28 protein-coding genes are annotated in these 26,657 nt (G+C 33.7%); 13 read left to right on the top strand and 15 right to left on the bottom strand.

What is annotated here, in order from left to right; genetic code table 11:
- Positions 1–30: 30 nt before the first annotated feature.
- Positions 31–1,197, top strand: a complete 1,167-nt coding sequence (locus tag X925_RS06840) for an iron-containing alcohol dehydrogenase (RefSeq protein ID WP_121959525.1) — start codon at positions 31–33, stop codon at positions 1,195–1,197.
- 59 nt (positions 1,198–1,256) lie between these two features.
- Here the strand turns inward: X925_RS06840 and hisC are convergent, their stop codons facing one another.
- The 13 genes from hisC to acpP form a co-directional block, all read right to left on the bottom strand.
- Positions 1,257–2,354: a histidinol-phosphate transaminase gene (gene hisC, locus X925_RS06835; protein WP_121959524.1), complete on the bottom strand. Its 1,098-nt coding sequence runs from the start codon at positions 2,352–2,354 to the stop codon at positions 1,257–1,259.
- On the bottom strand, positions 2,351–3,007 hold the full coding sequence (gene hisIE, locus X925_RS06830; protein WP_012208846.1) for a bifunctional phosphoribosyl-AMP cyclohydrolase/phosphoribosyl-ATP diphosphatase HisIE: 657 nt from the start codon (positions 3,005–3,007) through the stop codon (positions 2,351–2,353). The genes hisC and hisIE overlap by 4 nt, the downstream gene beginning before the upstream one ends.
- Positions 2,994–3,752: an imidazole glycerol phosphate synthase subunit HisF gene (gene hisF / locus X925_RS06825; protein ID WP_012208845.1), complete on the bottom strand. Its 759-nt coding sequence runs from the start codon at positions 3,750–3,752 to the stop codon at positions 2,994–2,996. The genes hisIE and hisF overlap by 14 nt, the downstream gene beginning before the upstream one ends.
- Positions 3,752–4,456 (bottom strand): 1-(5-phosphoribosyl)-5-((5-phosphoribosylamino)methylideneamino)imidazole-4-carboxamide isomerase, encoded by a 705-nt coding sequence (hisA, locus tag X925_RS06820; RefSeq protein WP_012208844.1) that lies wholly within the window; start codon positions 4,454–4,456, stop codon positions 3,752–3,754. Before hisA ends, hisF begins: the two co-directional genes overlap by 1 nt.
- A gap of 4 nt (positions 4,457–4,460) precedes the next feature.
- The gene (gene hisH, locus X925_RS06815; RefSeq protein WP_012208843.1) at positions 4,461–5,051 is read right to left on the bottom strand and encodes an imidazole glycerol phosphate synthase subunit HisH; all 591 of its coding nucleotides are present in this window, start codon (positions 5,049–5,051) and stop codon (positions 4,461–4,463) included.
- An 11-nt stretch (positions 5,052–5,062) separates the two neighbouring features.
- On the bottom strand, positions 5,063–5,599 hold the full coding sequence (hisB, locus tag X925_RS06810; RefSeq protein WP_121959523.1) for an imidazoleglycerol-phosphate dehydratase HisB: 537 nt from the start codon (positions 5,597–5,599) through the stop codon (positions 5,063–5,065).
- A complete protein-coding gene (hisD, locus tag X925_RS06805; RefSeq protein ID WP_255408267.1) occupies positions 5,596–6,753 on the bottom strand; it encodes a histidinol dehydrogenase in 1,158 nt (385 codons plus the stop codon). Before hisD ends, hisB begins: the two co-directional genes overlap by 4 nt.
- Positions 6,754–6,777: 24 nt before the next feature.
- Positions 6,778–7,401, bottom strand: a complete 624-nt coding sequence (gene hisG, locus X925_RS06800) for an ATP phosphoribosyltransferase (RefSeq protein ID WP_369974000.1) — start codon at positions 7,399–7,401, stop codon at positions 6,778–6,780.
- Between the two features lie 5 nt (positions 7,402–7,406).
- Entirely contained in the window at positions 7,407–8,192 is a 786-nt protein-coding gene (locus X925_RS06795; RefSeq protein ID WP_012208839.1) for an ATP phosphoribosyltransferase regulatory subunit, read from the bottom strand.
- A 311-nt stretch (positions 8,193–8,503) separates the two neighbouring features.
- Positions 8,504–9,112: a transglycosylase SLT domain-containing protein gene (locus tag X925_RS06790; protein ID WP_012208838.1), complete on the bottom strand. Its 609-nt coding sequence runs from the start codon at positions 9,110–9,112 to the stop codon at positions 8,504–8,506.
- Positions 9,113–9,149: 37 nt separating this feature from the next.
- On the bottom strand, positions 9,150–10,595 hold the full coding sequence (locus tag X925_RS06785; RefSeq protein WP_121959520.1) for an alpha-amylase family glycosyl hydrolase: 1,446 nt from the start codon (positions 10,593–10,595) through the stop codon (positions 9,150–9,152).
- Positions 10,596–10,609: 14 nt separating this feature from the next.
- Complete coding sequence (locus tag X925_RS06780; RefSeq protein WP_121959519.1) at positions 10,610–12,193, bottom strand: CTP synthase; 1,584 nt, start codon at positions 12,191–12,193, stop codon at positions 10,610–10,612.
- Positions 12,194–12,278: 85 nt separating this feature from the next.
- Positions 12,279–12,536 (bottom strand): acyl carrier protein, encoded by a 258-nt coding sequence (acpP, locus tag X925_RS06775; RefSeq protein ID WP_012208836.1) that lies wholly within the window; start codon positions 12,534–12,536, stop codon positions 12,279–12,281.
- Between the two features lie 264 nt (positions 12,537–12,800).
- Between acpP and X925_RS06770 the strand changes: the two genes are divergently transcribed.
- The 3 genes from X925_RS06770 to xseA are packed head-to-tail and all read left to right on the top strand — an operon-like array spanning position 12,801 to position 15,407.
- Positions 12,801–13,364 (top strand): hypothetical protein, encoded by a 564-nt coding sequence (locus X925_RS06770; protein ID WP_121959518.1) that lies wholly within the window; start codon positions 12,801–12,803, stop codon positions 13,362–13,364.
- Positions 13,352–14,032: a 16S rRNA (cytidine(1402)-2'-O)-methyltransferase gene (gene rsmI / locus X925_RS06765; RefSeq protein WP_121959517.1), complete on the top strand. Its 681-nt coding sequence runs from the start codon at positions 13,352–13,354 to the stop codon at positions 14,030–14,032. Before X925_RS06770 ends, rsmI begins: the two co-directional genes overlap by 13 nt.
- Positions 14,004–15,407: an exodeoxyribonuclease VII large subunit gene (gene xseA, locus X925_RS06760; protein WP_121959516.1), complete on the top strand. Its 1,404-nt coding sequence runs from the start codon at positions 14,004–14,006 to the stop codon at positions 15,405–15,407. The genes rsmI and xseA overlap by 29 nt, the downstream gene beginning before the upstream one ends.
- 62 nt (positions 15,408–15,469) lie before the next feature.
- Here the strand turns inward: xseA and X925_RS06755 are convergent, their stop codons facing one another.
- Both X925_RS06755 and X925_RS06750 read right to left on the bottom strand, forming a co-directional pair.
- Positions 15,470–16,480 (bottom strand): IS3 family transposase, encoded by a 1,011-nt coding sequence (locus tag X925_RS06755; RefSeq protein ID WP_121959515.1) that lies wholly within the window; start codon positions 16,478–16,480, stop codon positions 15,470–15,472.
- Positions 16,477–16,875, bottom strand: coding sequence for a transposase (locus tag X925_RS06750; RefSeq protein ID WP_158245437.1), 399 nt, complete (start codon positions 16,873–16,875; stop codon positions 16,477–16,479). Before X925_RS06750 ends, X925_RS06755 begins: the two co-directional genes overlap by 4 nt.
- Positions 16,876–17,044: 169 nt before the next feature.
- Here X925_RS06750 and X925_RS06745 point away from each other — a divergent pair, with 169 nt between their 5' ends.
- From X925_RS06745 to X925_RS06705, 9 genes are all read left to right on the top strand, one after another.
- Positions 17,045–17,317: a hypothetical protein gene (locus X925_RS06745; protein ID WP_012208832.1), complete on the top strand. Its 273-nt coding sequence runs from the start codon at positions 17,045–17,047 to the stop codon at positions 17,315–17,317.
- Positions 17,318–17,397: 80 nt separating this feature from the next.
- Complete coding sequence (locus X925_RS06740; RefSeq protein WP_012208831.1) at positions 17,398–17,703, top strand: extracellular matrix/biofilm biosynthesis regulator RemA family protein; 306 nt, start codon at positions 17,398–17,400, stop codon at positions 17,701–17,703.
- Positions 17,704–17,706: 3 nt separating this feature from the next.
- A complete protein-coding gene (clpP, locus tag X925_RS06735) occupies positions 17,707–18,324 on the top strand; it encodes an ATP-dependent Clp endopeptidase proteolytic subunit ClpP (protein ID WP_103065505.1) in 618 nt (205 codons plus the stop codon).
- Positions 18,325–18,489: 165 nt separating this feature from the next.
- Positions 18,490–20,943: a DNA mismatch repair protein MutS gene (gene mutS, locus X925_RS06730; RefSeq protein WP_121959513.1), complete on the top strand. Its 2,454-nt coding sequence runs from the start codon at positions 18,490–18,492 to the stop codon at positions 20,941–20,943.
- Between the two features lie 54 nt (positions 20,944–20,997).
- A complete protein-coding gene (locus X925_RS06725) occupies positions 20,998–21,450 on the top strand; it encodes an Asp23/Gls24 family envelope stress response protein (protein WP_121959512.1) in 453 nt (150 codons plus the stop codon).
- Complete coding sequence (gene nusB, locus X925_RS06720) at positions 21,422–21,877, top strand: transcription antitermination factor NusB (RefSeq protein ID WP_012208827.1); 456 nt, start codon at positions 21,422–21,424, stop codon at positions 21,875–21,877. The genes X925_RS06725 and nusB overlap by 29 nt, the downstream gene beginning before the upstream one ends.
- A 61-nt stretch (positions 21,878–21,938) precedes the next feature.
- Entirely contained in the window at positions 21,939–23,783 is a 1,845-nt protein-coding gene (gene dxs / locus X925_RS06715; protein ID WP_121959510.1) for a 1-deoxy-D-xylulose-5-phosphate synthase, read from the top strand.
- A gap of 16 nt (positions 23,784–23,799) precedes the next feature.
- Positions 23,800–24,321, top strand: a complete 522-nt coding sequence (locus tag X925_RS06710) for a hypothetical protein (protein ID WP_121959509.1) — start codon at positions 23,800–23,802, stop codon at positions 24,319–24,321.
- Complete coding sequence (locus tag X925_RS06705; protein ID WP_121959508.1) at positions 24,315–26,648, top strand: endonuclease MutS2; 2,334 nt, start codon at positions 24,315–24,317, stop codon at positions 26,646–26,648. The genes X925_RS06710 and X925_RS06705 overlap by 7 nt, the downstream gene beginning before the upstream one ends.
- Positions 26,649–26,657: the final 9 nt, after the last annotated feature.

Here is a 26,657-nt window from a genome sequence, read left to right as displayed (position 1 = left end):
ACAAAAAAATAAAAAAGAGGAGGTCGCGTTATGTTAAATTTTGACTTTGTAAGTCCTACACGCATAATCTTCGGGAAAAATACCGAGGAAAAGGTGGGAGAAGAGGTAAAAAAGTACTCCGGTAAAATTTTATTACACTATGGGCAAGGAAGTATAAAAAAAACTGGCCTGTATGATAAAGTGGCAAAATCTTTGAAAAGTGCGGGGGTTGAATTTGTTGAATTGGGTGGTGTTCAACCCAATCCAAGATTAAGTTTGGTGAGAAAGGGTATTGAAATATGTAAAAAAGAAAATATTAATTTTGTACTTGCTGTGGGTGGAGGAAGTGTAATAGATTCTGCAAAGGCCATAGCAGCTGGAATGAAGTATGAAGGAGACGTTTGGGAATTGTACGAAGGGAAAGGAACTTTGAAAGAAGCGCTTCCCGTTGGTGTTATTTTAACCATACCTGCTGCAGGTAGTGAAGCTAGTATGGGATCGGTTATTACAAATGAAGATGGATGGTATAAAAGAGCAATAAATTACGATATTTTAAGACCGGTTTTTGCAATAATGAATCCTGAATTAACTTATACTCTGCCACCTTTTCAAACAGCCGTTGGAGCGGTGGATATGTTAACCCACGTTATGGAAAGATACTTCACCAACACGCAGCATGTGGAATTAACGGATAGATTGAGTGAAGCTACAATGAGAACTATAATTCACAATGCACCTTTAGCCCTCAAAGATCCCTACAATTACGACGTCAGAGCTGAAATTATGTGGGCTGGTACCGTTGCACATAACGGTTTATTAGGAACCGGAAGGGAAGAAGACTGGGCAACTCATGATATAGAACATGAGGTGAGTGGCATTTACGACGTCGCCCACGGAGCAGGTTTGGCTGTCTTATTTCCTGCTTGGATGAAATATGTTTATAGGCACGATTTAAACAGATTTGCTAGGTATGCTGTAAATGTTTGGAACGTTGAAGCTGATTTCTTCAACTTAGAAAAAACAGCTTTAGAGGGTATCAATAGACTTGAAAAATATTACAAAGAAGATTTAAAATTACCAATAACTTTGAAGGAATTGAAAGTCCCCGATGACAGATTCGAGGAAATGGCACAAAAGGCAACGGAAAGAGGACCTGTCGGTAACTTTGTAAAACTTTACAAGGAAGATGTTCTAAATATCTTAAAATTGGCAAGATAAAAAAGGGCTTTATGCCCTTTTCCCATTTTTAAGGATATTCTTCTTGTTGTTATTGCTTTTTAACGTTCATAAGACTTAATCTGTTTATCAAAATTGTTGACTAATTCTTTAAAAAGCGATAGAAACTTTTGATTTTCTTCTTTGGTTCCAACGGTTACTCGAATTTTATTTTCTAAAGTCCCAGAGTATTTTCTCAAAAGTATTTTGTTTTCTAAAAAGTAGTTGTAAACATCTTGAGCTGTTAAGCCTTCTATTTTATCAAAATCAAGGAGTATAAAATTAGCATCACTTTTTAAGGCGACTCGTCCGAGCTCTTTTGAAAGCTTATTTCTTTCTTCGATAATGTAATCAATTTTTTCTAAAACAGGATCGTAATTTTCTATTATGGTTTCCACCATCTTTTCAGTTAATACGTTGAAACTATAGGGGGATTTTATTTTCATTATTTGTTTAACTATTTCTTCATTGGCTATTAAGATACCTGCTCTGATACCTGCCAATCCAAACGCTTTGGAAAATGTTTTTAATATTATAAGATTTGGGTAGTCTTTTAAATATTGTATCATGCTTGTTTTTGAGAAATCCGCATATGCTTCGTCAACAATTACAGGGACCCCTGTTTTTAAAGCTTTTAAGATCTCTTTTTGGGGTTGTAAGTTTCCTGTAGGATTGTTTGGAGAACAGATGAATATCATACTTGTTTGATCATTTACGGATTTATCTATGTCTTTTATTTCGTAATTGGTGTTCAAAGGGATTTTTTTTACTGAAAAGCCGTTGAGTAGAGAATAAAATTCGTACATTTCAAATGTAGGTGGGCAAACTATTACATCCTTTCCAGAAAAAATTTTAACCAAGTAAGAAATCATCTCATCGCTGCCATTTCCTACCACTATGTTGTTTATGTCAAGATCTATATTATATTTTGAAAAATATGAGTTTAAGAAAGTCGCTATTTTTTGTCTGATGTTGTCAGCGGTTAATTCGGGATACCGATTTATGTTTGTTTCTGTTATCTTTTGGAAAAAGATCTTTTTAAGATCTAAAGAAAGATCGAATGGATTTTCATTTTTGCTGAGATCTATGAACCCTTCGTTGATATTAGTAGTAGAAGGTTTATATTCCTCAAAACTTTCTAAAATTGGGTTGAATTTCAACTTTGCTTACCCCCCTCTGGTGAGTGCCTCTTTTTTAACTCTTGAACAACTTCTCCTATATCTATCCCTTCGTAGGTTAATAACACCAACAAGTGATAAATCATATCGGCGGTTTCATATATGGTTCTTTCTCTATTTGGAGCAACCAAAACTTCGACCGCTTCTTCTCCAAACTTTTTATAGATTTTTTCCTTTCCTTCATTAAACAGATAAGTTGTGTAAGATCCTTCTTTTGGGTTCTTTTTTCTCTCTTTTATAATTTCCTTTAATTGGTTCAGAAAATCTAGTGAGTAATCTATGTTGGATTCAGGTAGTTTGTCAATTTGTTCGATTTTTCTAAAACAACTTTTCGTTCCTAAGTGGCAAGCTGGTCCTGTTTGATCAACTTTTAAGAGCAATGTGTCGTTATCACAATCTACAAACGCTTCTTTCAATTTTTGATAGTTCCCGCTAGTTTCTCCTTTCATTCTGATTCTTTCTTTGCTTCTCGAGTAATAATGGACATATCCTGTTTGTAGAGTTTTACTAAGAGCCTCTTTGTCTGTATAACCTAAAGTTAATACGTCACCATCGAGACCTTGAACTATTACAGGTATGAGGCCATTGTTTTTTTCCCAATCTAATTTGTCTATTATTTGTTTATAATCTAACATTTATTCCCACCTTCTTCAATTGGATTTTGAGGTCTTTTGCAGTGTAGATACCATAATGGAATATGGATGCAGCAAGAGCAGCATCTGCACCTATTTGAAAAACATCGATGAAATCTTTAACTTCTCCCGCTCCACCTGAGGCGATAACTGGGATTTCTACAGCATCAACTATTTGTTTGGTTAAATTCAAGTCATACCCTTTTTTTACTCCATCGGTGTTCATAGAAGTAACCAGTAGTTCCCCTGCTCCCAACTCTTGACACTTTCTAGCCCACTCAACAGCGTCTAAATCCGTTTTTTTACTTCCTCCGTGTGTGTATACGTAATACTTTTCACTTTCGACGTCTTTTTTTGCATCTATCGCTACTACTACGTTGGAGCTCCCTATTATTTTTGAACTTTCTTTAATTAAATTTGGATTTTCAACGGCAGCTGAATTTATGAACACTTTATCTGCTCCACATTTTATTATTTCTACCATTTGTTCGACTGTTTTTAATCCACCACCCACGGTGAAAGGAATGAATAGTTCTTTGGCAATTTCCTCAACAAGATTTTTGAGTATATTGCGTTTTTCTTTAGAGGCCGTTATATCTAAGAATACGATCTCATCAACCCCATCTTTTTCATATTTTTTGGCAAGTTCCACAGGATCTCCCGCGTCCCGTATGTTCTCAAATTGTACTCCCTTTACGACTCTTCCTTCTTTTATATCCAAGGCGGCTACGATTCTTTTTGTCAACATTATTGTTCACCCCTTAACTCCTGCAAATTGATTTTACCTTCGTAAAGAGCTTTTCCTATTATAGCCCCATCGAAACCTATATTTTCCAATTTTTTTAAATCTTCTTTTTTACTTACACCCCCGGCGTATATTATTTCTTCATCTTGCCAGAATCTTTTTATGTTTAAAGAAACACCTTCTAAAGTTCCGTCTTTATTTGTGTCTGTATATATGAATCTGTTGGTGTATTTTTTAAAAATAGAAAAAGCATCTTCTAAGGTAATTTGTGAGTTTTCTAACCAACCTTTTGTTTTTAAAGTTCCGTTCTCAACATCCATACTTATGGTTATATTGTTGAAAGCACTGGTAACTTTTTCTAAGAATTCTAAGTTAAAGGCTGCTGTACCTATGATCACATAAGTAACACCTATTTCGTATGCATCTTTTATGCTCTCAAAAGTTCTTAATCCTCCACCCAGTTCAACTTTCAACCCGGTTTTTTGGATTATTTGTTTTACGACATCTAAGTTTTTTACAGATCCTTCAAAAGCACCGTCTAAGTCAACAATATGAATTAGGTCGACATATTTTGAAAATTCTTTGGCTATTTCTATGGGATCTCCGTATTCTTTTATTTCGTTTTTACTCCCTTTATAGAGTCTTACCGCTTTTTTATTCATTAAGTCTATTGCAGGTATTATTCTTATGTTGTTGATAGATTTCACCTCGTTATAAATTTTTGAAATTTTCTAATAATTTAATTCCTTTTTCGCCTGATTTTTCAGGATGGAACTGTACTCCGAATACGTTTTCTTTTTGCACGCTTGATGTGAATTTACAGGTTTTTCCTCTGCTTTCATATTCTGTGTATGAAATTGTGTATTGATCTTCAGTTGTTATGTAATAAGAGTGTACAAAATAGAAGAAACTTCCATTTTCTATTCCTCGAAAAATCAGAGAATCTTTTGAAAATTCAACACTGTTCCAACCTATGTGAGGTACTTTCATGTTTTTAAACTTAACCACTTTTCCAGGTAAATAAGAAAGTCCTGTGCCTTCACCTTCTTCGCTACTTTCAAATAACAGTTGCATCCCTAAACATATACCTAAGAAAGGCTTGTTTTTGTCGATATGTTCCAATATATAATCTTTTAGAGGAATTATATTATTTGAAACTATTCCAAAAGAGCCTACCCCTGGAAGTATGATTTTATCTGCTTTTTTTATGTCATTTATTTCATTGCTAATAATACCTCCGACAGCTTTTTGGACATTTGAAAAGTTACCAACTCCACCATTTAATATGACTATTTTCTGCATATCTACCACCTCTATACTTCGTAAACCCTATTTGTACTTTCGAGTTTGTCACTTGGTTCAAGGGCCGTTTTTAAAGCGCTACCCAATGCCTTGAAAGAAGCTTCAATTATATGATGAGCGTTTTCACCATTTATTTGCTTTATGTGGATAGTTGATTGTAAATACCTTGATAACCCCAGAATTAATTCTTTGAAGTTACCTAATTCAAACCCTTTTTCAGCATCTTTGATGTTGATATCTATGTTTGTATAGGATCTTGAAATATCAATCGAAACGAGAATAAGGGCGTCGTCCATTGGTAGGATGGAGGTTCCAAACCTTTTTATCTTCTTGCTTTCCACTTCATTCTTTAAAAATTGGCCGATTGTTATACCCATATCTTCCCATAAATGGTGGTTAAGATCGAACTTTGCCTTGATAATTACATTCTTTCCCATGTAGTAGAATAGGGTTTTCAATAAATGGTTTAACACAGGATTCCCGGTATCAACAAATAATTCCTTAGAATAATTTATTTCTATGTCCGTTTCGTCAGTTTTTCTTCTCATTTCCTCACCTCCATAGACTTTTTGTGTTGGTACATACCCTCGATTTCCGCCATTCTTATGCCTAAGTATCTCTCTTTTAATAACTCTTCTTTACTCACTTTTGCAACGGATATTTTTTTTGTAAAATCTGATAAGTTCAAAACGGAGGTGAAACGTGCCGCACCACCCGTTGGCAGTACGTGGTTAACTCCCAAGAAATAATCCGCCGCCGGTACAGGTGTGTAATCCCCTAAATAAATAGCCCCAGCATTTTGTATGAGTGGTAGTACAGATTCAGGATCTTTTGTCATTATCTCTAAGTGTTCAGGTGCTATTTCATTAGTTTTAGCAGCACAATCTTCTATACTTTTGAAAAGGTATCTATCTATCCCTTCTCTTTCGCAATATTCGTATAATTCTTTTGAAGTAGTGACCAAGAAAGCTCTAGATTCATAACCATGTTCAAGTTGGGAAAGTAAGTCGTTTAGAATGTATTCTGGTTTTGCTGTCTCATCGGCTATCACACAGATTTCTGATGGTCCTGCCAAACTGTCTATCCCAACTTCCCCAAACACCTGTCGTTTTGCTTCATTCACATATTGATTTCCGGGACCAAATATTTTATCTACCTTCTTCATGCCGATGCCGTATGTCATAGCGGCTATTGCTTGAATTCCACCAATTTTGTAAATTTCTTTTATTCCTAACTTTTTTGCTATATAGATAATGTAAGGGTTTACCACACCGTCTTTTGGAGAAGATGTGATTAACATTTCTTTTACACCTGCAATTTTTGCTGGAATAGCGACCATCAACAAACTTGAAGGTAGAGGTTTACCTCCAGGAACATAAATACCTATCCTGTTTATGGGTCTATTAATCAGTCCGTAGGTTGAGTTATATTCATTGGAATACAAGATATCTTCTGTTTTTTGTTTTAGATGGTAATTCTCCAATCTTTGAATCGTTCTTTCTATAATTTCTTTATCTTGCGCGGGGATTTCTTCGTCGATATCCCATTCTTCAACTTTTAATTCTAAATCACCATCATAATTATCGAACTGTTTTGAATACTTTTTTACTGCAAGCATTCCGTTGTTTTTTATGTCGTTTAATATCTGTGAAACGTAGTTCTGTAATTCCATTGATTTTCCCTCCTTCGATTTTTTGCACAGACTTTAGGAACTTTGAGATTTGTTTTAGTGCCCTTTCACCCCGTTTTTATAATTCTTTGCTTTATTTATTAAATCGTTTATAAAATCGAACTTTGTTTTTTGGGTTATCCTGTTTACCAAGAGTACTGCGGAGATATCCATTATCTTGTATGACTCTTTTAAATTGTTTGCTTTTATCGTGTTTCCCGTATCAACAATATCTACTATGGCATCCGCTATACCGGTTTTTGCTGCCAATTCTACCGCTCCATTTAACTTGAGTATCTTCACCTTTAAACCCTTTTCAGAAAAGAAATTTTTTGTAATTTCAGGGTATTTGGTCGCTATTTTGTATCCTTCCATATTTTGAAAAGATATTTCTCTGTTTTCTGGTAAGATGATACTCATTCTACATTTACCAAAAGGTAGTTCTAATGGAATATACACTTCATTGTTTCTTTCAAGGACAACATCACTTCCGCATATCCCAATGTCTACTCCATTTTCTACGTATACAGGAACATCAAAAGCTCTTGGAAAATAAAAGGCATAACCATTTTCATATGATATAAGCTCTCTCTTCGCAGGTTCTTTAACATTTATACCTATCTTTTTTAGAAAAGCCTTACTGTCTTCCAGCAATCTTCCTGATGGCAATGCGGCTGATATTGTTGTCATCTCATCATCTCCCCTATAATATCCAAATTTAAAGCCATTCCACACGAATATTTGCCGTTTATCTTGTATTGGCCACCGTTGCCTAAAAGGTAACCATTATCCGGTGAATAAATTTCAAATACAACATCTTCATAGTAATTCATGTATTTCATTGTTCCAAGGTCTATGTATATTCTGGGGTCGTTAATGTTTTTAATTATTGTGTTTAATTTTGGAATATTTGTTTCTTTTCCTCTGTAATTGAAAAGAGTAGCTATAGATGCTTTTACCCCCTCATCCAGCGGAAGGTTTTCAATGATCTCAAAATTTCTCAACTCAACAGCCCTTAAAATTTTGTCTCTGTATTGTGGGACTGCTTTTAAAATTCTCTCCCAACTCCTTATTGAGCTTACGTCTATAAAGAAATTTTTTATATCCAACAGTGATAAAATTTCGATGGTTAAACGCAAAATTTCTTCTTCGATTTTGACTTCTTCTCCATTTAATATTTCAAATCCAAACTGCCAGACACCGGATAAATTTTCATCTAAAACTTCCGAAATGTAAAATACTTTTTCTTTTTCTTCTACTTTATCCATGTCTATCAACCAAGAAGTCACATCGGGTTTTAAAAGGTAAAAATTTCTTCCATCAGCAAATTTCAGCCCCTTTATTAAATTTTCAGAATACTTTGTTATAGAAGGGGGAAACAGTTCATAAAAATCGTGTTTAAATAGGACACTCCTAATTTTGCTAACGATATTTGATAATTTTTGAGATTCAGTAAAGATGTCTTTTTTCATTTTAAACCCCTTTCTTTTGTATTTTAAAAATAAAAAACCGGTCACGATTTCTCGTGACCGGTTATTACATTTAGCCTTGTATGCAGTGATTTACAAATGACAACATACATGGCATGTGTTAACTCGGCCACGCCATGTATGATGATGAATATTTAAATTAAACAATGTTTTTGGATTGATGTTCGTTTTAAAATTAGACATTATATTTACCCCGTTTATAACAAATAATCAAACCAACTAACAAAATTTTATCATATATTTGCAACAATGTCAATCAAACAAATTGTCTGAACAAAAGTCAAATAGTTTTTTTAAATAATTGGATATTTAATGGCAATCTTATTTATGTTATAAACTACTTTATTTGCGTAATAATCATTTCCGCCGCCATTGTACCACCCGAGGGCTTTGTAAGGATCGCCGTGAGTTTCCATCAAATACTTCAAATAAGCTGTCCCGACAAGTATGTTGTACCTAGGATCTAATAAAAGTCTTTCTTCAATCCAATCCAAACTCGTTTCAGTATAATTCAAACTTGCAAAAAGGTCATAATATTTGTTTACAACAAACTGCGCGGTTGATGGTCTAAGCTGCATGTAACCTACTTCTCCGTAACTGCCAATAATATTTTTGAAATTTGTTTCAGTGTCTATTATTGCCGCTATCATCAAAGGGGATATTTCAAAGATTTTTGAAGCTTCCATAATGGAGGAAACAAGTAATTGCAACCTATCTTGTGGCATATCTTTCCCGACTGCTAGTTTGTATTGTGATGAAATAAAATCGAATAAAACGGTTTTAATAGTTATATCTTCTTTGACATCCTCTTGATTGTTAACATTTACATAGGGGGATAAAGAGAACGCTGCCAACGAAAGCGTTAAGAGCATTATAATAGTAGTGTATCGTTTTTTGTGCATTTTTGTATCACCTCTCTAATTGACCCCCACAATCCCTTCAACTTTTTTTGATTAAATAAACACCGTAAGGTGAAAGTTCAACATAACCTTGTGCTGCTTTATTGTTTCCAATAGACAATAATTCTTCTCCATTTTCAAGCAAAACGGAGCATTTGGAAGATTTTAGGTTATAATAAGCTATAAATTCATTTAATTGACTATAACACCTTAATTTTACCATATTTTGGTCAAAATTCAAAATCTCGATCCGTGCATCGTCAATCCATGGGTTAGACTTTCTAAATCTAATCAAATTTTTTATGATATTTAAAATCGAATTTTTCTTGTTTATCTGCTCTTCAAAAGATTCCCCCGAATATGGAGGGTTGAATTTATACCCTTTCCATTCCGTTTGACCAGGTCCAAAACCATTTTCGTACCAATGAAATGGTTCTTGACTGTCTTCGGTAAAATTAACGTCAAGGGGTATGCCTTTCATTCCTGTTTCCTCGCCATAGTAGATAAAAGGAATCCCTGGAAGGGTATAAAGAATTGAAAAACCTAACTTTACTTTCTCCTCGTCTTTTAAGTCAGACAGAATCCTTGTCATATCGTGATTAGTTAAAAAATTACCTGACATAGATAGAACCTTACCATTTGGTAGATACTCTGTCATACATTTTTTCAATGTTTCTACTAGTTCCTGAGGTGATTCATTTTTTAGCGTCATCTTTAAATCCTCTGCAAGAGGAAAATTAAAACTTATATCGAATATTCCTTCGTACTTTCTTACTATTTCCGGTGCATCCCAGACCTCACTTATAACTAAAGCATCGTTTTTTATGGATTTTATATAGCTAACCATCTCTTTCCAGAATTCGATATTTTTTTCGTGTTGGTAATGGAATCTCATCTTTTCAATGTCAAAATCAAAAATGTGCTTTGCAGCATCTAATCTAAAGCCATCAAAACCATTGTCTAACCAGAATTTAAAGATTCTTTTTATCTCTTCCCACAATTCTTTGTTTTCAAAATTAAGGTCAGGAGAAGCAGGACCGAAGATGCCGTAAAAATACCTATCACCTATCTTTTGCCAGATTTTACTTTCGTCCCAATGTCTTTTTTCTTCTAAATCAGCCTTATCGTTAGCCCAAATGAACCAATTTTTGTAGGGCTCTTCTCCCCTAAGTGCGCGTTGAAACCATTCTGATGTTACTGCAACATGGTTAATAGGAAGATCAAGGATAAATTTAATACCTTTCTTGTGGCCCTCGTTTAATGTCTCTCTTAAATCTTTTAAATCCCCATAAACAGGGTTAACCTCAAAAAAATTGGAGACTGTATAACCATGAAAGGCTGGAGATTTCATAATCGGTAAGAACCAGACATGATCAACTCCCAAATCACAAAGGTAATCCAGTTTTTGTTTTAATCCCTGTAAATCTCCAAGACCGTCACCATTTGAATCATAAAAAGAACGTAAATATAATTCATAAAAAGTCATTCTTTTCCCCCTTTTCACTTATTTTGTTCTATTGCTTCAATAAATGCTTTGAAGATAGGATGTGGATCTCCAACTTTTGTTTTAAATTCCGGATGGTATTGAATGCCAATATAAAAAGCATGAGAATTCAATTCAATGGCTTCAACGAAATCTGTCATAGCAGAAATAGAAAGTTTATTAGGAACATTTTTTCCTTTTTCAAACATATTCTCGAACTCTTTGTAATTGACCTCATAACGGTGTCTGTGCCTTTCAAAGGCAGAATTTTTTTCTCCATAAATCTTGTGAAGTTTCGTGTTGGGAAGTATCTCAATTTTTTGAGCGCCGAGTCTCATAGTACCACCCAAATTCAACATCTTTTTTTGTTCTTCCATCAAATCTATAACAGGATAAGGAGTATTTTCGTCGAATTCTGTAGAATTAGCTTCTTTGTAGCCGAAAACATTTCTGGCATACTCAATGACCATTAGTTGCATACCCAGACAAATCCCTAGAAGAGGAACATTATTTTCACGAGCATATTTTATAGCTTTTATCTTTCCTTCTATTCCTCTTGCTCCAAATCCTCCTGGGATAATTATACCTTCGTATTTACTTAAAAGTATTTTGATTTCCTCTTCACTCATTTCTTCCAGTTCTTCGGAGTTTATTAGATCAGGTCTTTTAGTGCCAGTTAAAAAAACACTTTCCATTATACTCTTGTAGGCATCATCGGTACCTAAATACTTGCAAATCATAGCAATTTTAAGGTTTTTAAATGTTTTGGGGCATTTCCAACTTAATTCCTCTACTTCTTTTGATATTTCCAAATTCAATTTGCTGGTAATAAGGGAATGAATATTCTTTTCATAGAGCATTTGAGGAACTTCATAAACGTTGGCTAAATCAGGAAGGTTGACAACGTACTCTAAAGGAACGCCTCCAAACAAAGCTACTTTTTCAAGACTGGAAAGATCTATCTCTTTTTCCGTTCTTACCAAAAGCATATCCGGTTGGATTCCTATCCTTCTTAAAAGTTGAATGGATTGTTGAGTTGGCTTAGTTTTAAACTCGTTGGTAACATGTAAGTAAGGAACAAAGGTTACATGTATGAACATAAAATTTTCTCGGCCTTTCTCAAAGGATAGCTCTCTTACAGCCTCTAAAAATATTTCACCTTCAATATCGCCAACGGTACCTCCTATTTCAATGAGTAAAATTTCTGTGTCTATCTCTTCGATCCTTTCCTTTATTCTTTCGGTGACGTGAGGCACCATCTGAACGGTGGCTCCTAAATACTTTCCTTCTCTTTCTTTTTCAATAACATATTTATAAACTTGACCAGCTGTCATATTGTTAAAACTTTTCATCTCTATCCCTAAAAATCTCTCGTAATGGCCCAAATCAAGGTCTGCTTCGTAGCCATCTTCTGTGACAAAAACTTCTCCATGTTGATTTGGGTTCATAGTTCCTGCATCTACATTTAGATAGGGATCTATTTTCAAAGAATTGACTTTTAATCCTAATTCTTTTAAAAGCCTTCCTATTGAAGCCGAAACGACTCCTTTTCCTATCCCACTGAGTACTCCACCGGTTACTATAATATATTTTTCAGCCATTATTTTTTCACCTCTTTTTTAAGAAAAAATTACCATATTTTAAAAAACAAGGGGGAGCGAAAGCTCCCCTCATTTTGTGATTAATTCAATCCTCATCGTCGATGTTCAATTTTTCAGATAATAAATTAACCGCATTTTCAACGGTTTTGATTTTTTCTAACTCTTCGTCCTCTATCGTTACTCCGAATTCAGACTCAAAAGCCATAGTTAAATCCACTAGCTCTAAAGAATCCGCGTCTAAATCATCGGTAAATGAGGCATCCAATGTAACTTCATCCTCGTCGACACTCAATGTATCTACGATTATTTCTTTTACTTTTTCGAACAACTCATCCTTTGTCATATTTGTTTACCTCCTTAGGCATAATTTATCTTTTTCCGAACGTTGGTCATTGATAAAATTCGTGTCAATTATAATGAGTTATTTTGGTTTTGTCAAGTTTCTTATTTTCATAAAAGTAAAATATTTATGAAATTTCTCTTTTTTATGACCTAAAAATTCTTTTTCAAGGATATTTAACAAGATTTTGAGCATTGTTCAAAGAAAATGGCGTTGATATGGTATAATTATATATATAATTACAAGTTAAGTAAAGAGGAGATCGCATTGAAATATGAGAATGAGAGAAAGTATAGAATACCCGATATATATATATTTAAAAAGTTAGTATCACAGGCCTTTGATGAATGGCTTATACTTCAATGGTACGATAAAAATGGTTTGAGAACGCGGTTAGAGATAAAAAAGGGCGAAAAAGTGTGGACTACAAATCTTAAAAAAGAAATAAAAAAGGGACTTAGAGAAGAGGAAGAAGGGTTTATAAAAGAAGAAGATATTGATTTTGACAATTTAAAAAGTCAAAGGATGGTAATGAAAAAAAGATATCTTTTAAATAAAGACCCGGAAATAGTAGTAGATGAGTTGTTAAACCCTGATAATTGTATAAGGTATAAAAAAGAATTTTCGGAGATAATGTATCTTCTAGAAATAGAAGAAAAGGGAAAAAAGGTTGATTTAACTAAGTTCTTGATGGATTTTTTAGGCGACATTTTCTGGAAATTGGAAGACTTAACTTATTTAGATGGATACAACAATTCCGACTTTGCAGGAGAACATCAATGCGATTTAAACAAAATTGTTGGATGTGAAAAATCAAAATGGGAAAATTAATTCTAGTTGGCACACCCATAGGTAATTTAGAAGATATTTCTTTAAGAGCCTTAAAAACCTTGAAAGAAGCTGACTTGATACTCACGGAGGATAAAAGGGTTACCTTGAAATTGATAAATCATTTTGAACTGGGCAAAAAGGAGTTATTCGCTTTCAACGAGGCAAACTCAGAAAAGATTATGGACACAGTTCTATCTTTGATTGAAAGTCATAATATAACAGCCTTAGTATCAGATGCGGGTATGCCTGTTTTAGCAGATCCTGGCTTTAACTTAGTACAAAGATGTTGGGAAAAAGGTATTCCAATAGATGTGGTGCCAGGCCCTTCAGCCTTAACTTCTGCTTTAGCTGTGAGTGGATTCCCTGCTTCGAAGTTTTTGTTCTTAGGTTTTTTACCTCGGGATAAAAAATTGAGAAGACTTTTGAGAGAGATAAAAGAGTTCGAATATCCAATAGTTTTTTTTGAATCTCCAAATAGAATAAAAAAAACCTTGCAAGAGATTTTGGAAATTTTTGGAGAGATAGATGTACTCGTTGCCCGAGAAATGACGAAACTGTATCAAGAATTTTTTAAAGGGAAGATTTCTGAAGGGATAAAATTTTTTGAATCAAAAGATCAAGTGAAAGGAGAGCTTACCGTTGTTATTTTCCCAACAAGAAGAATTTAAATTTGAAAGTATACAAGAGTTAATAGAATATTTGAACAGTATATTCAGCAGTTCTCCTCTTTACAGACAAGAGATCGAGGTTATAGGTGATGTAACTCATGCAAAGTATAGCAAAAGAGGGGATCTCTACGTCGAACTTTCTCAAAGGGTGGGAAGTTCCAATTATTCAATAACAGTTGTTTTCAGCCAAACTGTTGTTCCATATGTTTTTGAACATTGCAGTATTGACAACGAAAGGGAACTCTTCAACAAAAGATGGAAGTTTCAAGGGGTTGTTAATTTTTGGAAAAGAGAAGCTAAGTATGTAGTATCAGGTTCATCAATAATACCTTTAGGTGCTTCTGAAATAGAAAAGAAGAAAAAAGAAATATTGGAAAAGCTGGAAAAGAGCAACCTTTTGAGGAAAGTGAAACACGAACTAATAGAACTTGATCCAATAAAAAAGATAGCCGTTATTACTTCACCAACCGCCGCAGGTTTTGGAGATTTTCAAAAAAACATTAATCATTCTAGGTTTATTCCTATTGTACACCTATACCCTGCCCCCATGCAGGGAGCAGAAACAGTGCCTGGAATCAAAAAAGCCTTGTTTGCCATTTTAAAGTCAAGCATCGATTACGATGTAGTTGTTATAATTAGAGGAGGCGGTTCAAAAAGCGATCTGATGTATTTTGATGATTTTGAACTTGGTTCTCTTATAGCAAAGTTTAATAGAAAGATCCCTGTTCTTACAGGAATAGGTCACGAGCAAGATTCTACAATCCCTGATTATGTTAGTTGGAAAAACTATTCAACACCTACAGAGGTATCAAGAGACATAGTCAACCAAATTAACTATTTCGCAGATACTCTAGAAACTTTAGAAAAAAATATAACCTATTCTTTTACCAATGTTTATTCCCAAATGGAGAACTTACTTTCTTTCAATACAATTAACAACATTAAATACTACCTCGGTAGAGAATTGATAAATATGTTCAGAGTTTTGGACGAAGATCAACTTAGCATTAATAGAAAAATTAATCAAATGATTGAAAGTAGTGAAAAATCAATCTCTTTAAACAAATTACTATATATTCAAAGATTCATAGAATATAGCATCAAAACTTACAATCAAAATATAATAAGTACAACGAATGAAATTGTTTCTGAGTTGAAAAGTAAGTTCGAAGTATCAGAAAGGCTTTTATTTAGTACTTTTCAAGAGCTCACTAAGTCGAGTCCTTTTGCTGCTTTTTTAAATAACGGAGTTTTGGTAAAAAAAGGTGAAGAGATCATTGATAGTGTTGAAAAATTACAAACAAAAGACGAGGTTAAATTAATATTTAAAGATGGAGAAGCTGAATCTAGCATAGAAAAGATTCAAAAATGGTGATAACTTTAGATGGGCGCGGACGGAACCCCGAATATCAGAAATTAGAGAGGCGTATCTCGATTTTACTCAAAAATGATAAGTTTTTCTTTGATTTCCTTAATTTTTATTCTATTTTCTTTGTATAAAACATGGAACTCATTTGGTGTCAAGTAGTTCAAAGAACCATGAGGTCTAATGTTAAGGTAAAAATCCAAATACACTTTGTATTTCATAGTGAAATCACTAATATTAGTAAAAGTATTCAAAGGTACAAACTCTCTTTGGACACTTGAATGAAAAGATTCGATAAAGGCTTGACAATCTGGATTATGTGGATATCCAAACTCATGGACTATACCAACATTTCTCATAAAATTTTCTGTTAACAAAGAAGTGAACTGAGTACCGTTATCTGATCTAATAATCAAGCCTTTTCCTGATATTCCTCTGTACCTAAGAGCTTCAAAGATTGTTTTAATTATATCCTTTGATTTACATGATGGACCGATGTAAGAACCAACAATTTGTCTATCAAAAGTATCAATTATAGTGAACACCTGTACATAACCATCTTTAGTTTTAAAGTATTTGATATCCATTTCCCAAAATTGGTTAGGAGCGGTTGCAACATGTTTTTGAGGGCCTCTTCTTGGATGTGGTGAATGGTTTGTATATTTTCCAACCAAACCGATTTCGTGTTTCAAACGTCTCATCTTTTTATGATTGATAATTATTCCATAATTTTTCTTGAAATACGCACACAGCTTAGTAGAACCAAGAGTTTTCAAATAATGCTTTGAGACATACATATTGAGATGTTCCTTGATTTTTATTAGTTCAGCGATTACAAACTCATCAGGAACCTTATCGCCATTCACAGTATAGCAAAAACCTCGAGTTTTAGAATTAGAATGCTTTTTCTTTGACAAAGAACCTGTATCCAAGAAGAGCCTCGTCTTGTAATAATAAGTTCTAGGTTTCACGTTAAACTCTTCAAAAAGATAAGAAAGAGAAACGCCGTACTCTCGATGTAACCTATTGACATATTGAATATCCAAAATGGGTGTAAAATCAAAATGGTTATTTTCCATCATTTTCTCTGATTCAAATTTTTTTTTACGAACTCAACTTGTTCTCTAAGAACTCTGATCTCAATATCCTTTTCGATCACCAAATCTTTCAAAGCTTGAAGAGTCTGAGCGAGATCAGGATATTCCATACAAAGCCGAGAAATCTCATCCAAATCGACACCGGCATTCTCGTAAACCACAGGAGGAACCTTAGAGCCACGAGAAACAATGGAATTTTTATTGAAAGAGCCATTGAAAAAGCAAGAATAATTCTCACCAGAATCTCTAAACTTCTTAACCCATTTTTGGATATTTCTGGCAGGGATGTTGTAAGTTTTACTAAGTTGAGAACAAGAAACACCTTTTTCGATACACTCTTTAACAACGTTAGCTTTTAACTCTGAGGGGTAAGACTTCACAAAAATCACCTCTTTTAAGTATTTATATTTATTATACTACCACGCCCCTCAAATAAGAAAATGTCATCTGGGCCGATTGTGGGGCGGGCTGCGGGGCGAAGGGGCGCTAAACATGGTTAAAGTTTCTTAAAGCAAGAAGAAATTCAATGAAAGGGGTGAATAAAGAAGGATGGAAGAAATAATTAAACTCAGTGAGGAAGAAATTAAAAGTTTGAGCTTCAAAGAACAATTAAAACTCTTGGAACGTATCAACGATTACTTTCAAAATGAAAAGCAAGACGAATTGGATGTTGAAAATGCCCTTGAAATTTATAAAAAAGCATTGGATATACTTACCTACGCAAGAGAAAAATTAGTTGGCTTAAAGGAAGAAAAAGCACAAATTGATGAAAAATACGAAAAGATAAAAAATCAATTGAGCGAGTCGGCTGATATCGATTAAGGATAATTTAATCAAAAAATAATATTTGTTGTGTATAATTAATTTAGCGAAAAGCATATGGAAGAGGAAGATTGATAGAAATGTTTATATCGGTTGGGAAAGGTGTTTTTGTGCCTACTGAGAGGATTCATTCTATAGTTCCAGATTCCTTTGTTCAGTTTGGCAAAATAAAAAAGATTTATCATGGAATAGATGTAGTTACTCAGTTTGGAGATGCAAACGAGTTAGAAAATTTGCCTCCACCTTTAACTGCTTCTGTTAGTTTAATTGATGCTTCATATGGCAAAGCAGTTAAATCGATTATTTACATGGATAGCGGTCAAATAGTGTTATCTACACTTGAAGCCAAAAAAATTATAGAAAAGATCAAGAAAGGAAGGCGATAAATTATGTCAATACCTATGCCGGTAGTTATAGAAACTGAAGGAAGATACGAAAGGGCTTATGATATCTATTCTAGATTGTTGAAAGATAGAATAGTTTTTTTAGGGACACCCATAAACGATGATGTGGCTAATGTAATAATTGCCCAATTACTCTTCCTAGAATCTCAGGATCCAGACAAAGATATATTTTTATACATAAACTCTCCAGGAGGTTCTGTAACCTCAGGATTAGGAATATACGATACGATGCAGTACGTAAAGCCAGATATTTCAACTATATGTATAGGTCAGGCTGCCTCAATGGGAGCGGTATTATTGGCTGCTGGTGCAAAAGGTAAAAGGTATTCTTTACCTTATTCAAGAATAATGATACATCAACCTTGGGGTGGCGCCGAAGGAACAGCGATCGATATACAAATACACGCTAGAGAAATTTTAAGATTAAAAGATGATCTAAACAACATACTTAGTAAACATACTGGACAATCTTTAGAAAAAATAGAAAAAGATACTGAGAGAGACTTTTTTATGAATGCACAAGAAGCTCTAAACTATGGTCTCATAGATAAAGTAATAACAACCAAGAGTGAAGCCACCACTAAAGAAAACAACGAAAAATAATGGAACACCGTTTTATTTATCACCAACCAAATTTTATTAACTTTTCAAATCAAAAGAGGGCGCCTGAAATAATGCGTCCTTCTTTTGATTAAAGAGATGATATATTAGTAATAAACCAATTGTTAAAAGGTAACATGGCGTCAAAGAATGTGAGGAGGATCAATTATGAGTGACTTAACTCCGATGATAAAGCAATATCTAAAGATAAAGGAAGAATATAAAGACTCTATTTTACTTTTTAGACTCGGAGATTTTTATGAAACTTTTTTTGAAGATGCCAAAAAAGTCAGTGAAATATTGCAAATTGTCTTAACGAAAAGAAATGGTAATCCTATGGCAGGGATTCCATACCATGCCTTAAACAACTATTTAAAAAGGCTTTTAGATGCCGGGTATAAAGTAGCTATATGTGAACAGATGGAGGATCCTCAAAGTTCAAAAGGTATAGTCGATAGAAAAGTAACTAGAATACTGACGCCTGGTACCATCATAGACGAAGGAATGTTGGAAGAAAGTAACAGATTTGCCGCCTTGATTACCAAAAATGGGAATTTGTATAAAATAGCTATTTTTGATTTTTCAACCGGTGACTTCTATTTAGATTCATTTGACTTCAAAGAGGATGAACTATTGGACTTTATTTCCTCTTTTGGTTTGGTACAGATTTTGTTATCTAAAGAACTTGAACAACTATCAAAAAAGATAAAAAATTTAACAAACGAGATTTATGTAGAAATATTGGACGAATGGTACTTTTCAAACAATTTCAAAGACCATTTGAAAGAAACCTACGAAGTTTTAAGTCTTGATCATTTGGATTACGACGATGATGAATTAAAAGTAGCCGACGCTGTTTTAAAGTACTTAGAAGTCACACAATTTTCAAAGATTAAACATATGAGACTTCCAAAACGGTTTAAGACAAAAAACTACATGTTTTTAGATTCCAATACTATAGAAAATCTTGGTATTCTTCCCACCAATTCAAACAAGGGGAAAACTCTTTACGACATTCTAAAATTAACAAAAACCAGTATGGGGAATAGGAAATTGAGAGAATTCATCCTTACTCCTTTGACCGATAAAGAAAATATAGAAGAAAGGTTGAACAAAGTCGAACATTTAGTTGAAGATCCTCTTTTATTGGAAGAACTAAAAGAATATTTGGCATCTGTAAAAGATCTCGAAAGGATCTCTTCCAGGATTTCTTTGATGAAGGCAACCCCAAAAGACCTTATAGCCTTAAAGGATTCTTTGGAAGTGGTTCCCTATATAATTGAATCTTTAACTTCAAATCCAGGATTGTCTGATTTTTTTGATGGTGTAGATGTTCTTAAAGAAGCTAAAGAGTTTATCGAAAATACCATTATTGAAGAACCTGCTATTGCTCCTGGTAACGGGAAAGTAATTAAAGAAGGTGTTTCCGGAGAGTTAGATGAGTATAGGAATCTATTTAATAACTTAGATGGCGTTTTGAAAGATATTGAAAAGAGGGAGAAAGAAAAAACTAAGATTAGCAGTTTGAAAGTTGGAAGAAATAAGATCTATGGTTTCTATATAGAAGTTTCAAAAGCGCAGTCCTCCAAAGTTCCTGATGATTACGTTAGGAAACAAACGCTGGTTAATACGGAAAGGTACACTATAAAAGAATTAGAGGAAGTTGAACAACGCTTAGCATTATCAGAAGAGAAAATAAAGGTTATTGAAAAAGATATTTACGATAAGGTATTGACACATCTAAGCCAATACGTAGATAAAATAGAAAAACTATCCAATAAGATCGCTGAATTGGATGTGTTTAGGTCTTTTGCAGAGGTTAGTAGAGTTTACAATTACAAAAGGCCAACTTTTGTGCAAAACTCCAAAGAAATCAAAATAATCAACTCAAGACATCCAGTGGTGGAAAGATTTGTAGATGAATTTACTCCTAACGACTTATTTTTAAGCGAAGACAAATTTTATATAATTTTGACAGGTCCAAATATGAGTGGAAAATCAACTTTTATAAGACAAATAGGGCTTATAAGTGTGATGGCACAAATTGGTTGCTTTGTTCCCGCTGAGAAGGCTGAAATCCCTATTTATGATGGTATATTTACAAGAATCGGAGCAAGGGACGATATAGTTACCGGAAAATCAACCTTTTTAGTCGAGATGCTAGAGGTTTCAACTATATTGAATAAAGCAACGGATAACAGTCTTGTCCTCCTTGATGAAGTCGGAAGAGGTACGAGTACGTTAGATGGTATTTCTGTTGCATGGGCAATCTCAGAATATTTATTTCAAGTTAAAAGATGCAATACAATCTTCGCTACCCATTATACTGAGTTGACTTATATGTCACATATATACGAAGAAGTTGCTGCAAAAAGGATAAAAGTTTTAGAAACTATGGATGGGGTTATATTTTTACACAAAATTGAAGATGGCACCAGTGACAACAGTTATGGTATAGAAATAGCAAGATTGGCAGGATTTCCCATAGAAATAATTGAAAGATCAAAAGAAATATTGTCTCAACTGTCAAATAGAGTTGACTTGGAAAGTAGGTTGAAGAGAATTAAAAATATTAACAAGAAAAAATATGAATCACAGGAAAATCAGTTAAAAATGTTTTAATTTATGATATAATTACAAAATAGGTAAAATATTAATCTTAAGGAGGGAAAAACAATGCCTTTGAACGAGGAAAATGATTTTGGAGAAATAAGCATTTCAGAAAATGTGTTAAAAGATTTAGTTTTCAAAAGTGTAGAAGGTTATCTGAAGGAACAAAAGGTGTATAACGAGAAAATTCAAAAAGATTTGCAAAAAAGTATAAAGATTACAATTAATGACGACGCCAGTGTTAGTATTTCGTTAAAAGTACCTGCTAAATACGGGCAAAACATCGTTGAATTTTCTAAAAATATTCAAAAAGTGATTAAAGACGATCTTGAAAAAATTGCCGAGGTTTATGTATCGAATATTGACGTATCCATCGAAAATCTTGTAAAACCAGAAGAGTTGGAAGAAGAATACGAAGAAATAGAAGAAACGGAAGAAACGGAAGAAGAAACCTTGGAAAATGAAGAATCCCCTGAAACTGAAAAGGAGGATGACGAACAAAAGGACAAGAATGAATGAAAACATACCGAAAAAAAGGATGATGAGAAAGTTAATTTTTGAAAGTCTTTTCCAACTATCCATAAAGGATGTTAAATTAGACAACATATTATTCACTTTTGAAAAATTAAACGAACAGGCGCATTTAGAAGAAAGTTATTATTTGGAAGCTAAACAATACATTGAAGATATTTATAAAAATAAAAATGAGTATGATGCCTTGATCAACAAATACTCAGAAGGTTGGCGCGTAGAAAGAATAGGAAATATTGAAAAAACAGTAATGAGAATCTTTATCTACGAGCTAATAAACAAAAAAGATATACCCGTCAAAGTAATATTAAATGAATCAACGGAGTTAACCAAAACTTATGCGACTCAAAAAGCCGCAGCTTTTGTTAATGGAATTATGGATAAAATTGCACGTTCACAAGCATCGATTATGTAGAGCCATAAAATTGAAAGGGGGGAAGTATAGATTTTAAGTAACTAAAATCTATACGACATGTATGACCTCGCAAAATACTCCTCTGTATAATGCACTTAAGAACATGAGTTACAAAGAATTAGAAGAAATAGCTCAAGAAATTCGAAAGTATATTTTTAACGTTGTATACAACAACAATGGTCATCTTGCTTCGAATTTGGGCGTTGTGGAATTAACAATTGCATTGTACAGGATATTTGACCCCATAGAAGACGTTATTATTTGGGATACCAGTCATCAATCTTACGTGCACAAACTTTTGACGGGGCGTTGGAAAGATTTCAAAACCATACGTGAAAAAGGTGGCATAAGTGGGTACACAAATATCTACGAATCACCAGCGGATAGATTCGGTGCTGGGCATGCAGGGACTTCCATAGCAGCCTCTTTGGGTTATGCACTATCTGATAAGATAAAAAACAGGAAAAGGAATATAGTTGCTGTTATTGGAGATGGAGCTTTAGGTTGTGGGATGGCTCTTGAATCGTTAAATCAGTTGAACTATCAAGATGTAAAAGTTAAAATAGTTCTAAACGATAACAACATGGCTATTTCAAAAAATGTAGGAACGATTTCCCAATTGTTGAATAATTTTAGAATAAAAAAAGAGTATACCCAAGCAAAAGAAATTTTAAAGAGTTCTTTAGAAGATTCTTCTTTGGGTAAGGATGTAGAATCAGTTTTAAAGAAAGTCAGAAACGCTTTAAAATTCTCTATTTACGATACTCCAGCATCACTGTTTGAAGAGTTAGGAATCAAGTATTATGGACCCGTCGATGGACATGATATCAAAAAAATGGAAGAGTTTTTAGAATTCATTAAAGCTTATGATGAGAAGTCTGTAATACTGCATGTTGTTACCACCAAAGGCAAAGGTTTCGAAGAAACCGAGAAATCTCCCACCAAATATCATGGCGTATCCAAAAAAGAACTGAACAAAGTCTCTTACAGTAAAATTGTTGGGCATACGTTATCTCATTTAAAAGATTATGAGTTTTTAGCTTTTACGGGAGCCATGTCCGATGGGACTGGGCTAAATGTCCTTCAAGAAATATGCCCTGACAAGGTCATCGATATGGGTATCACCGAACCAAGTATAGTCACTACGGCGTCTGCTCTGTCTTTAGGTGGGGTCTTGCCGGTTGTTGATATTTACTCTACTTTCATGCAAAGAGCGTTTGATTCACTTATTCATGATGTAGCCTTACAAAAGATCCCAGTTCTATTTTTGTTGGATAGGGCCGGTTTGGTTGGAGAAGATGGTCCAACTCATCATGGGGTTTTTGATATAGCATATACGAGGTTAATTCCAAATGTTGAAATCTGGACGCCGTTGAACGCCCAAGATTTAGCTAATATGATTTACACTTCCGTAATAAAGGGTTTGAAAAAGCCTCGGTTTATTAGATTTCCAAGAGATGGAGAAACGATAGAAATACAAAATATACTCGACAATCTTCAAATAGTAGATGGTGAGTGGAAGTATCTAAAAATGGCTGATTCTAGGATATACGCCCTTGCCGTTGGAACTATCTCTCAAAATGTTTATGATGCTCTTAAAGATTATGACGTTAATATAATCGGGGTACGAAGTGTCAAACCTTTAAATGAATACTTTTTGGAAATATTAGAACAAAGGGCTGAATATATTTTTGTTTATGAAGAGGGAAGTTTGAAAGGTGGTTTCAACGAAGAGATATTCAAACTGAGAAATAAAAAAATTTACTCATTTGGTGTGAAAGATGAGTTTGTTTCTCATGCAACAAGAGAAGAACAATTAGACGAATGCGATCTTTCTATAAAAGCGATAAAGGAAAACTTTGAAAAAATTATCTCCAAGGTTAAAACTCAATCATCTTATGAATAAAAGGGAGAGTAAAAAAATGATAAAAAATAAACTTTTTTTAGTACTTTCCATATTCTTTATCATAACTACTGTCACGTATGCTTTTGAGTTATTACTAACCCCGTCATACTCCTACACACTTGATTCAACAGGTACTACAGACATTCAAAAAAGTTTAGATTACACGGGGGGAAGGATTTCTTTTTTAATTCCAACCGAAGATAGTGAAGAAATTTCTTATGGTCCCTATTTGGGATTTTTCTACAATTACAATTTATTAGATAGTTTGGAAAGTGTAGAAGATGTTGGAATTTCTCTCGGTTTGAATATGAAATATACTACCAATATAATTGGCAATTTAGATTTATTGGTAACCGCTTTCGGAGGCGTACACACGGAAGACTATTTTAAAACCTTTAAAACGGAAATACTTATTAATGGAGGTATCAGCTACAACAATTTATCTCTGTCTGTTGGTTACGAGACACGGTACTACGAAGAAGAAAGTCTAACGGTTAATTATCTACCAATCTCGTTGGGAGTGAGTTTTAAATTTTAGAAAAAACCTACAAGGATTTGGAAATCGAAAAAATATTAAATTTAATTTCAACCTATAGTCATACCGATTATGGGAAAGATTATTTTTTAAAAAATGTAAAAATGTACAAAGATCTAACAGAATTAGACCGAGAAGTGAACATTTCTCGAGTTTTTTTTGATATGGCGATTAAAGGTACATTAAAAGATTTGTACGGTTTAAGTTATATCCCTTCGATAATTGAAAAGATCGGCAACAAAGAAAGTGTTGAAGGTAGAGAATTCAGAAAAATTGGAGAGTTTTTGCAAGACGGTTATGCCATCCACAAACATTACAGCGGTATAAACGATCTACTCACTGATAAGATATCAGATTACAAACCTTTACTTGAGTTAAAAGATCAGATCTTTAAAGTTTTTACTCCTGAAGGAGAAATTAAAGATAACGCCTCAATCGAATTAAAAAGAATAAGAAACGGCATAGACACGGTAAAACGTCAATTAAATATAGAATTCAACAAGATAAAAAGTAAGTATATTAAATACCTTTCTTTAGATCAGCCTGTGGAAAGAAACGGAAGATTATGCATAGCGTTAAAGAGTGAAAGTAGAAATGTTATAAAAGGTATTACCGTTGGAAGATCCGATTCCGGTGCTACTTTGTTTGTAGAACCAGATACGATTATAGAACTGAACGAAAAGCTTACAGATTTATTCTCACAAGAGAAGAACGAAATCAATAGGATACTCTCAAATTTGACCTTTGAACTTCAAAAAAACAAATTTAAAATAGAAAAAAATATAGAAATAATAGAATATATAGATGCCAATATAGCGAAAGCCAGATACGCCAAAGATATGAATGCAGTATTCACTCTACCCCATACTACTAAAAAGATTCTTCTCAAAGAACTAAAACATCCATTAATACCAAAAGAAAAAATAGTCCCCATAGATGTTGAACTCGATAAAAACGGGATGATAATAACGGGCCCCAACACAGGGGGTAAAACGGTTTCTTTGAAATCAATTGGATTAGCTTTTTTTATGGCTCATTCTGCTTTACCAGTCTTAGCTTTAAAGGCTGAAATCCCTTTTATAGAAGAAATTTACACGGATATAGGAGACCAACAAGATATATCTCAAAACCTAAGCACTTTTTCTGCCCATTTGTTGAATTTAAAAAATATACTTGAAAGTGTCAATGAAAAGTCGCTTGTTTTGATAGATGAATTAGGAACAGGAACCGATCCCATTGAAGGAGCTGCCTTAAGCAAAGCTATTTTGAAGTATCTGCTAATGAAAGGGCCCATAATATTTGCTACTTCACATCTGTCTGAGATCAAAACATTCTCTTTGGAAGAAGAAAAACTACTCGCCGCTTCTATGTCTTTTGACATTGAAACACTTAAACCTACATACAAACTAATTGTAGGCGTACCCGGAGCATCCCATGCCATTGAAATAGCCGAAAGATTGGGCATTGACCCTAAAATTATAGAAGAAAGTAAAATAAATCTCAACGAAGAATTTTCACAAAGTGAAAAAATACTAAGTAGATTAACTTCTATCCACAATGAATACGAAGAAAGTTTAGAAAGGATCAAGAAAAAAGAAGAAGAAATCGATAAAACGAAAAAGGAGTACGAAGAAAAACTACAAAAACTAAAGAAAAAAGAGATAGAAAGTCTTGAACCCGAGTTGTATCAACTTAAAGAACAGATAAAAAATATGAGAAACCAAATTCAAACCGTATTAAAAGAAATTAAGCAAAAAAAAGATCAAATCGATTCACAAGAAATCAGCAAAAAACTAAAAGAATCTGAAAATATGGCTTCACAACTTGAAGAGATGAGAAAAGCGTTATCTCAAAATCAAAAAGGGCGAAAAATCGAAAAGTCTAAGATAAAAGTTGGAATGAAAGTAAAAGCATCCAATAATATTCAGGGGACGGTAAAAAGGATTACAAACTCCAAGATAACCGTTCAGATTGATGGTTCTCCGATAGAGATAACTTATAGTCCAACGGAGATTGAGCCTATAATTAACTCAGATAAAGAAAAAAGTGAAGAAAAAAGGATTTACGTTAAAATAGATCAAAAGAAAAGTGTAAAATCCGAATTAGATATTAGAGGTTATACGGTAAATGAGGCTATACCCGAAATAGAAAAATTTATTTCGGATTTAATAAGTTCTGGAATAAAAGAGGGAAGGATAATACACGGAAAAGGAACTGGGAAACTAGCTATGGGGATTTGGGATTATTTAAGAAAATCATCTCTAATTAAAGATTTCAAAATCGCTCGAAGTGAAGAAGGGGGAACAGGGGCAACAGTAATAGAAGTTTAAATAATGGGG

The sequence above is a fragment of the Petrotoga sp. 9T1HF07.CasAA.8.2 genome, assembly GCF_002895585.1.
Lineage (GTDB): Bacteria > Thermotogota > Thermotogae > Petrotogales > Petrotogaceae > Petrotoga > Petrotoga mobilis.
Note: the sequence above shows the minus strand (reverse complement) of the source record. Positions and strands in the feature narration are given on the sequence as shown.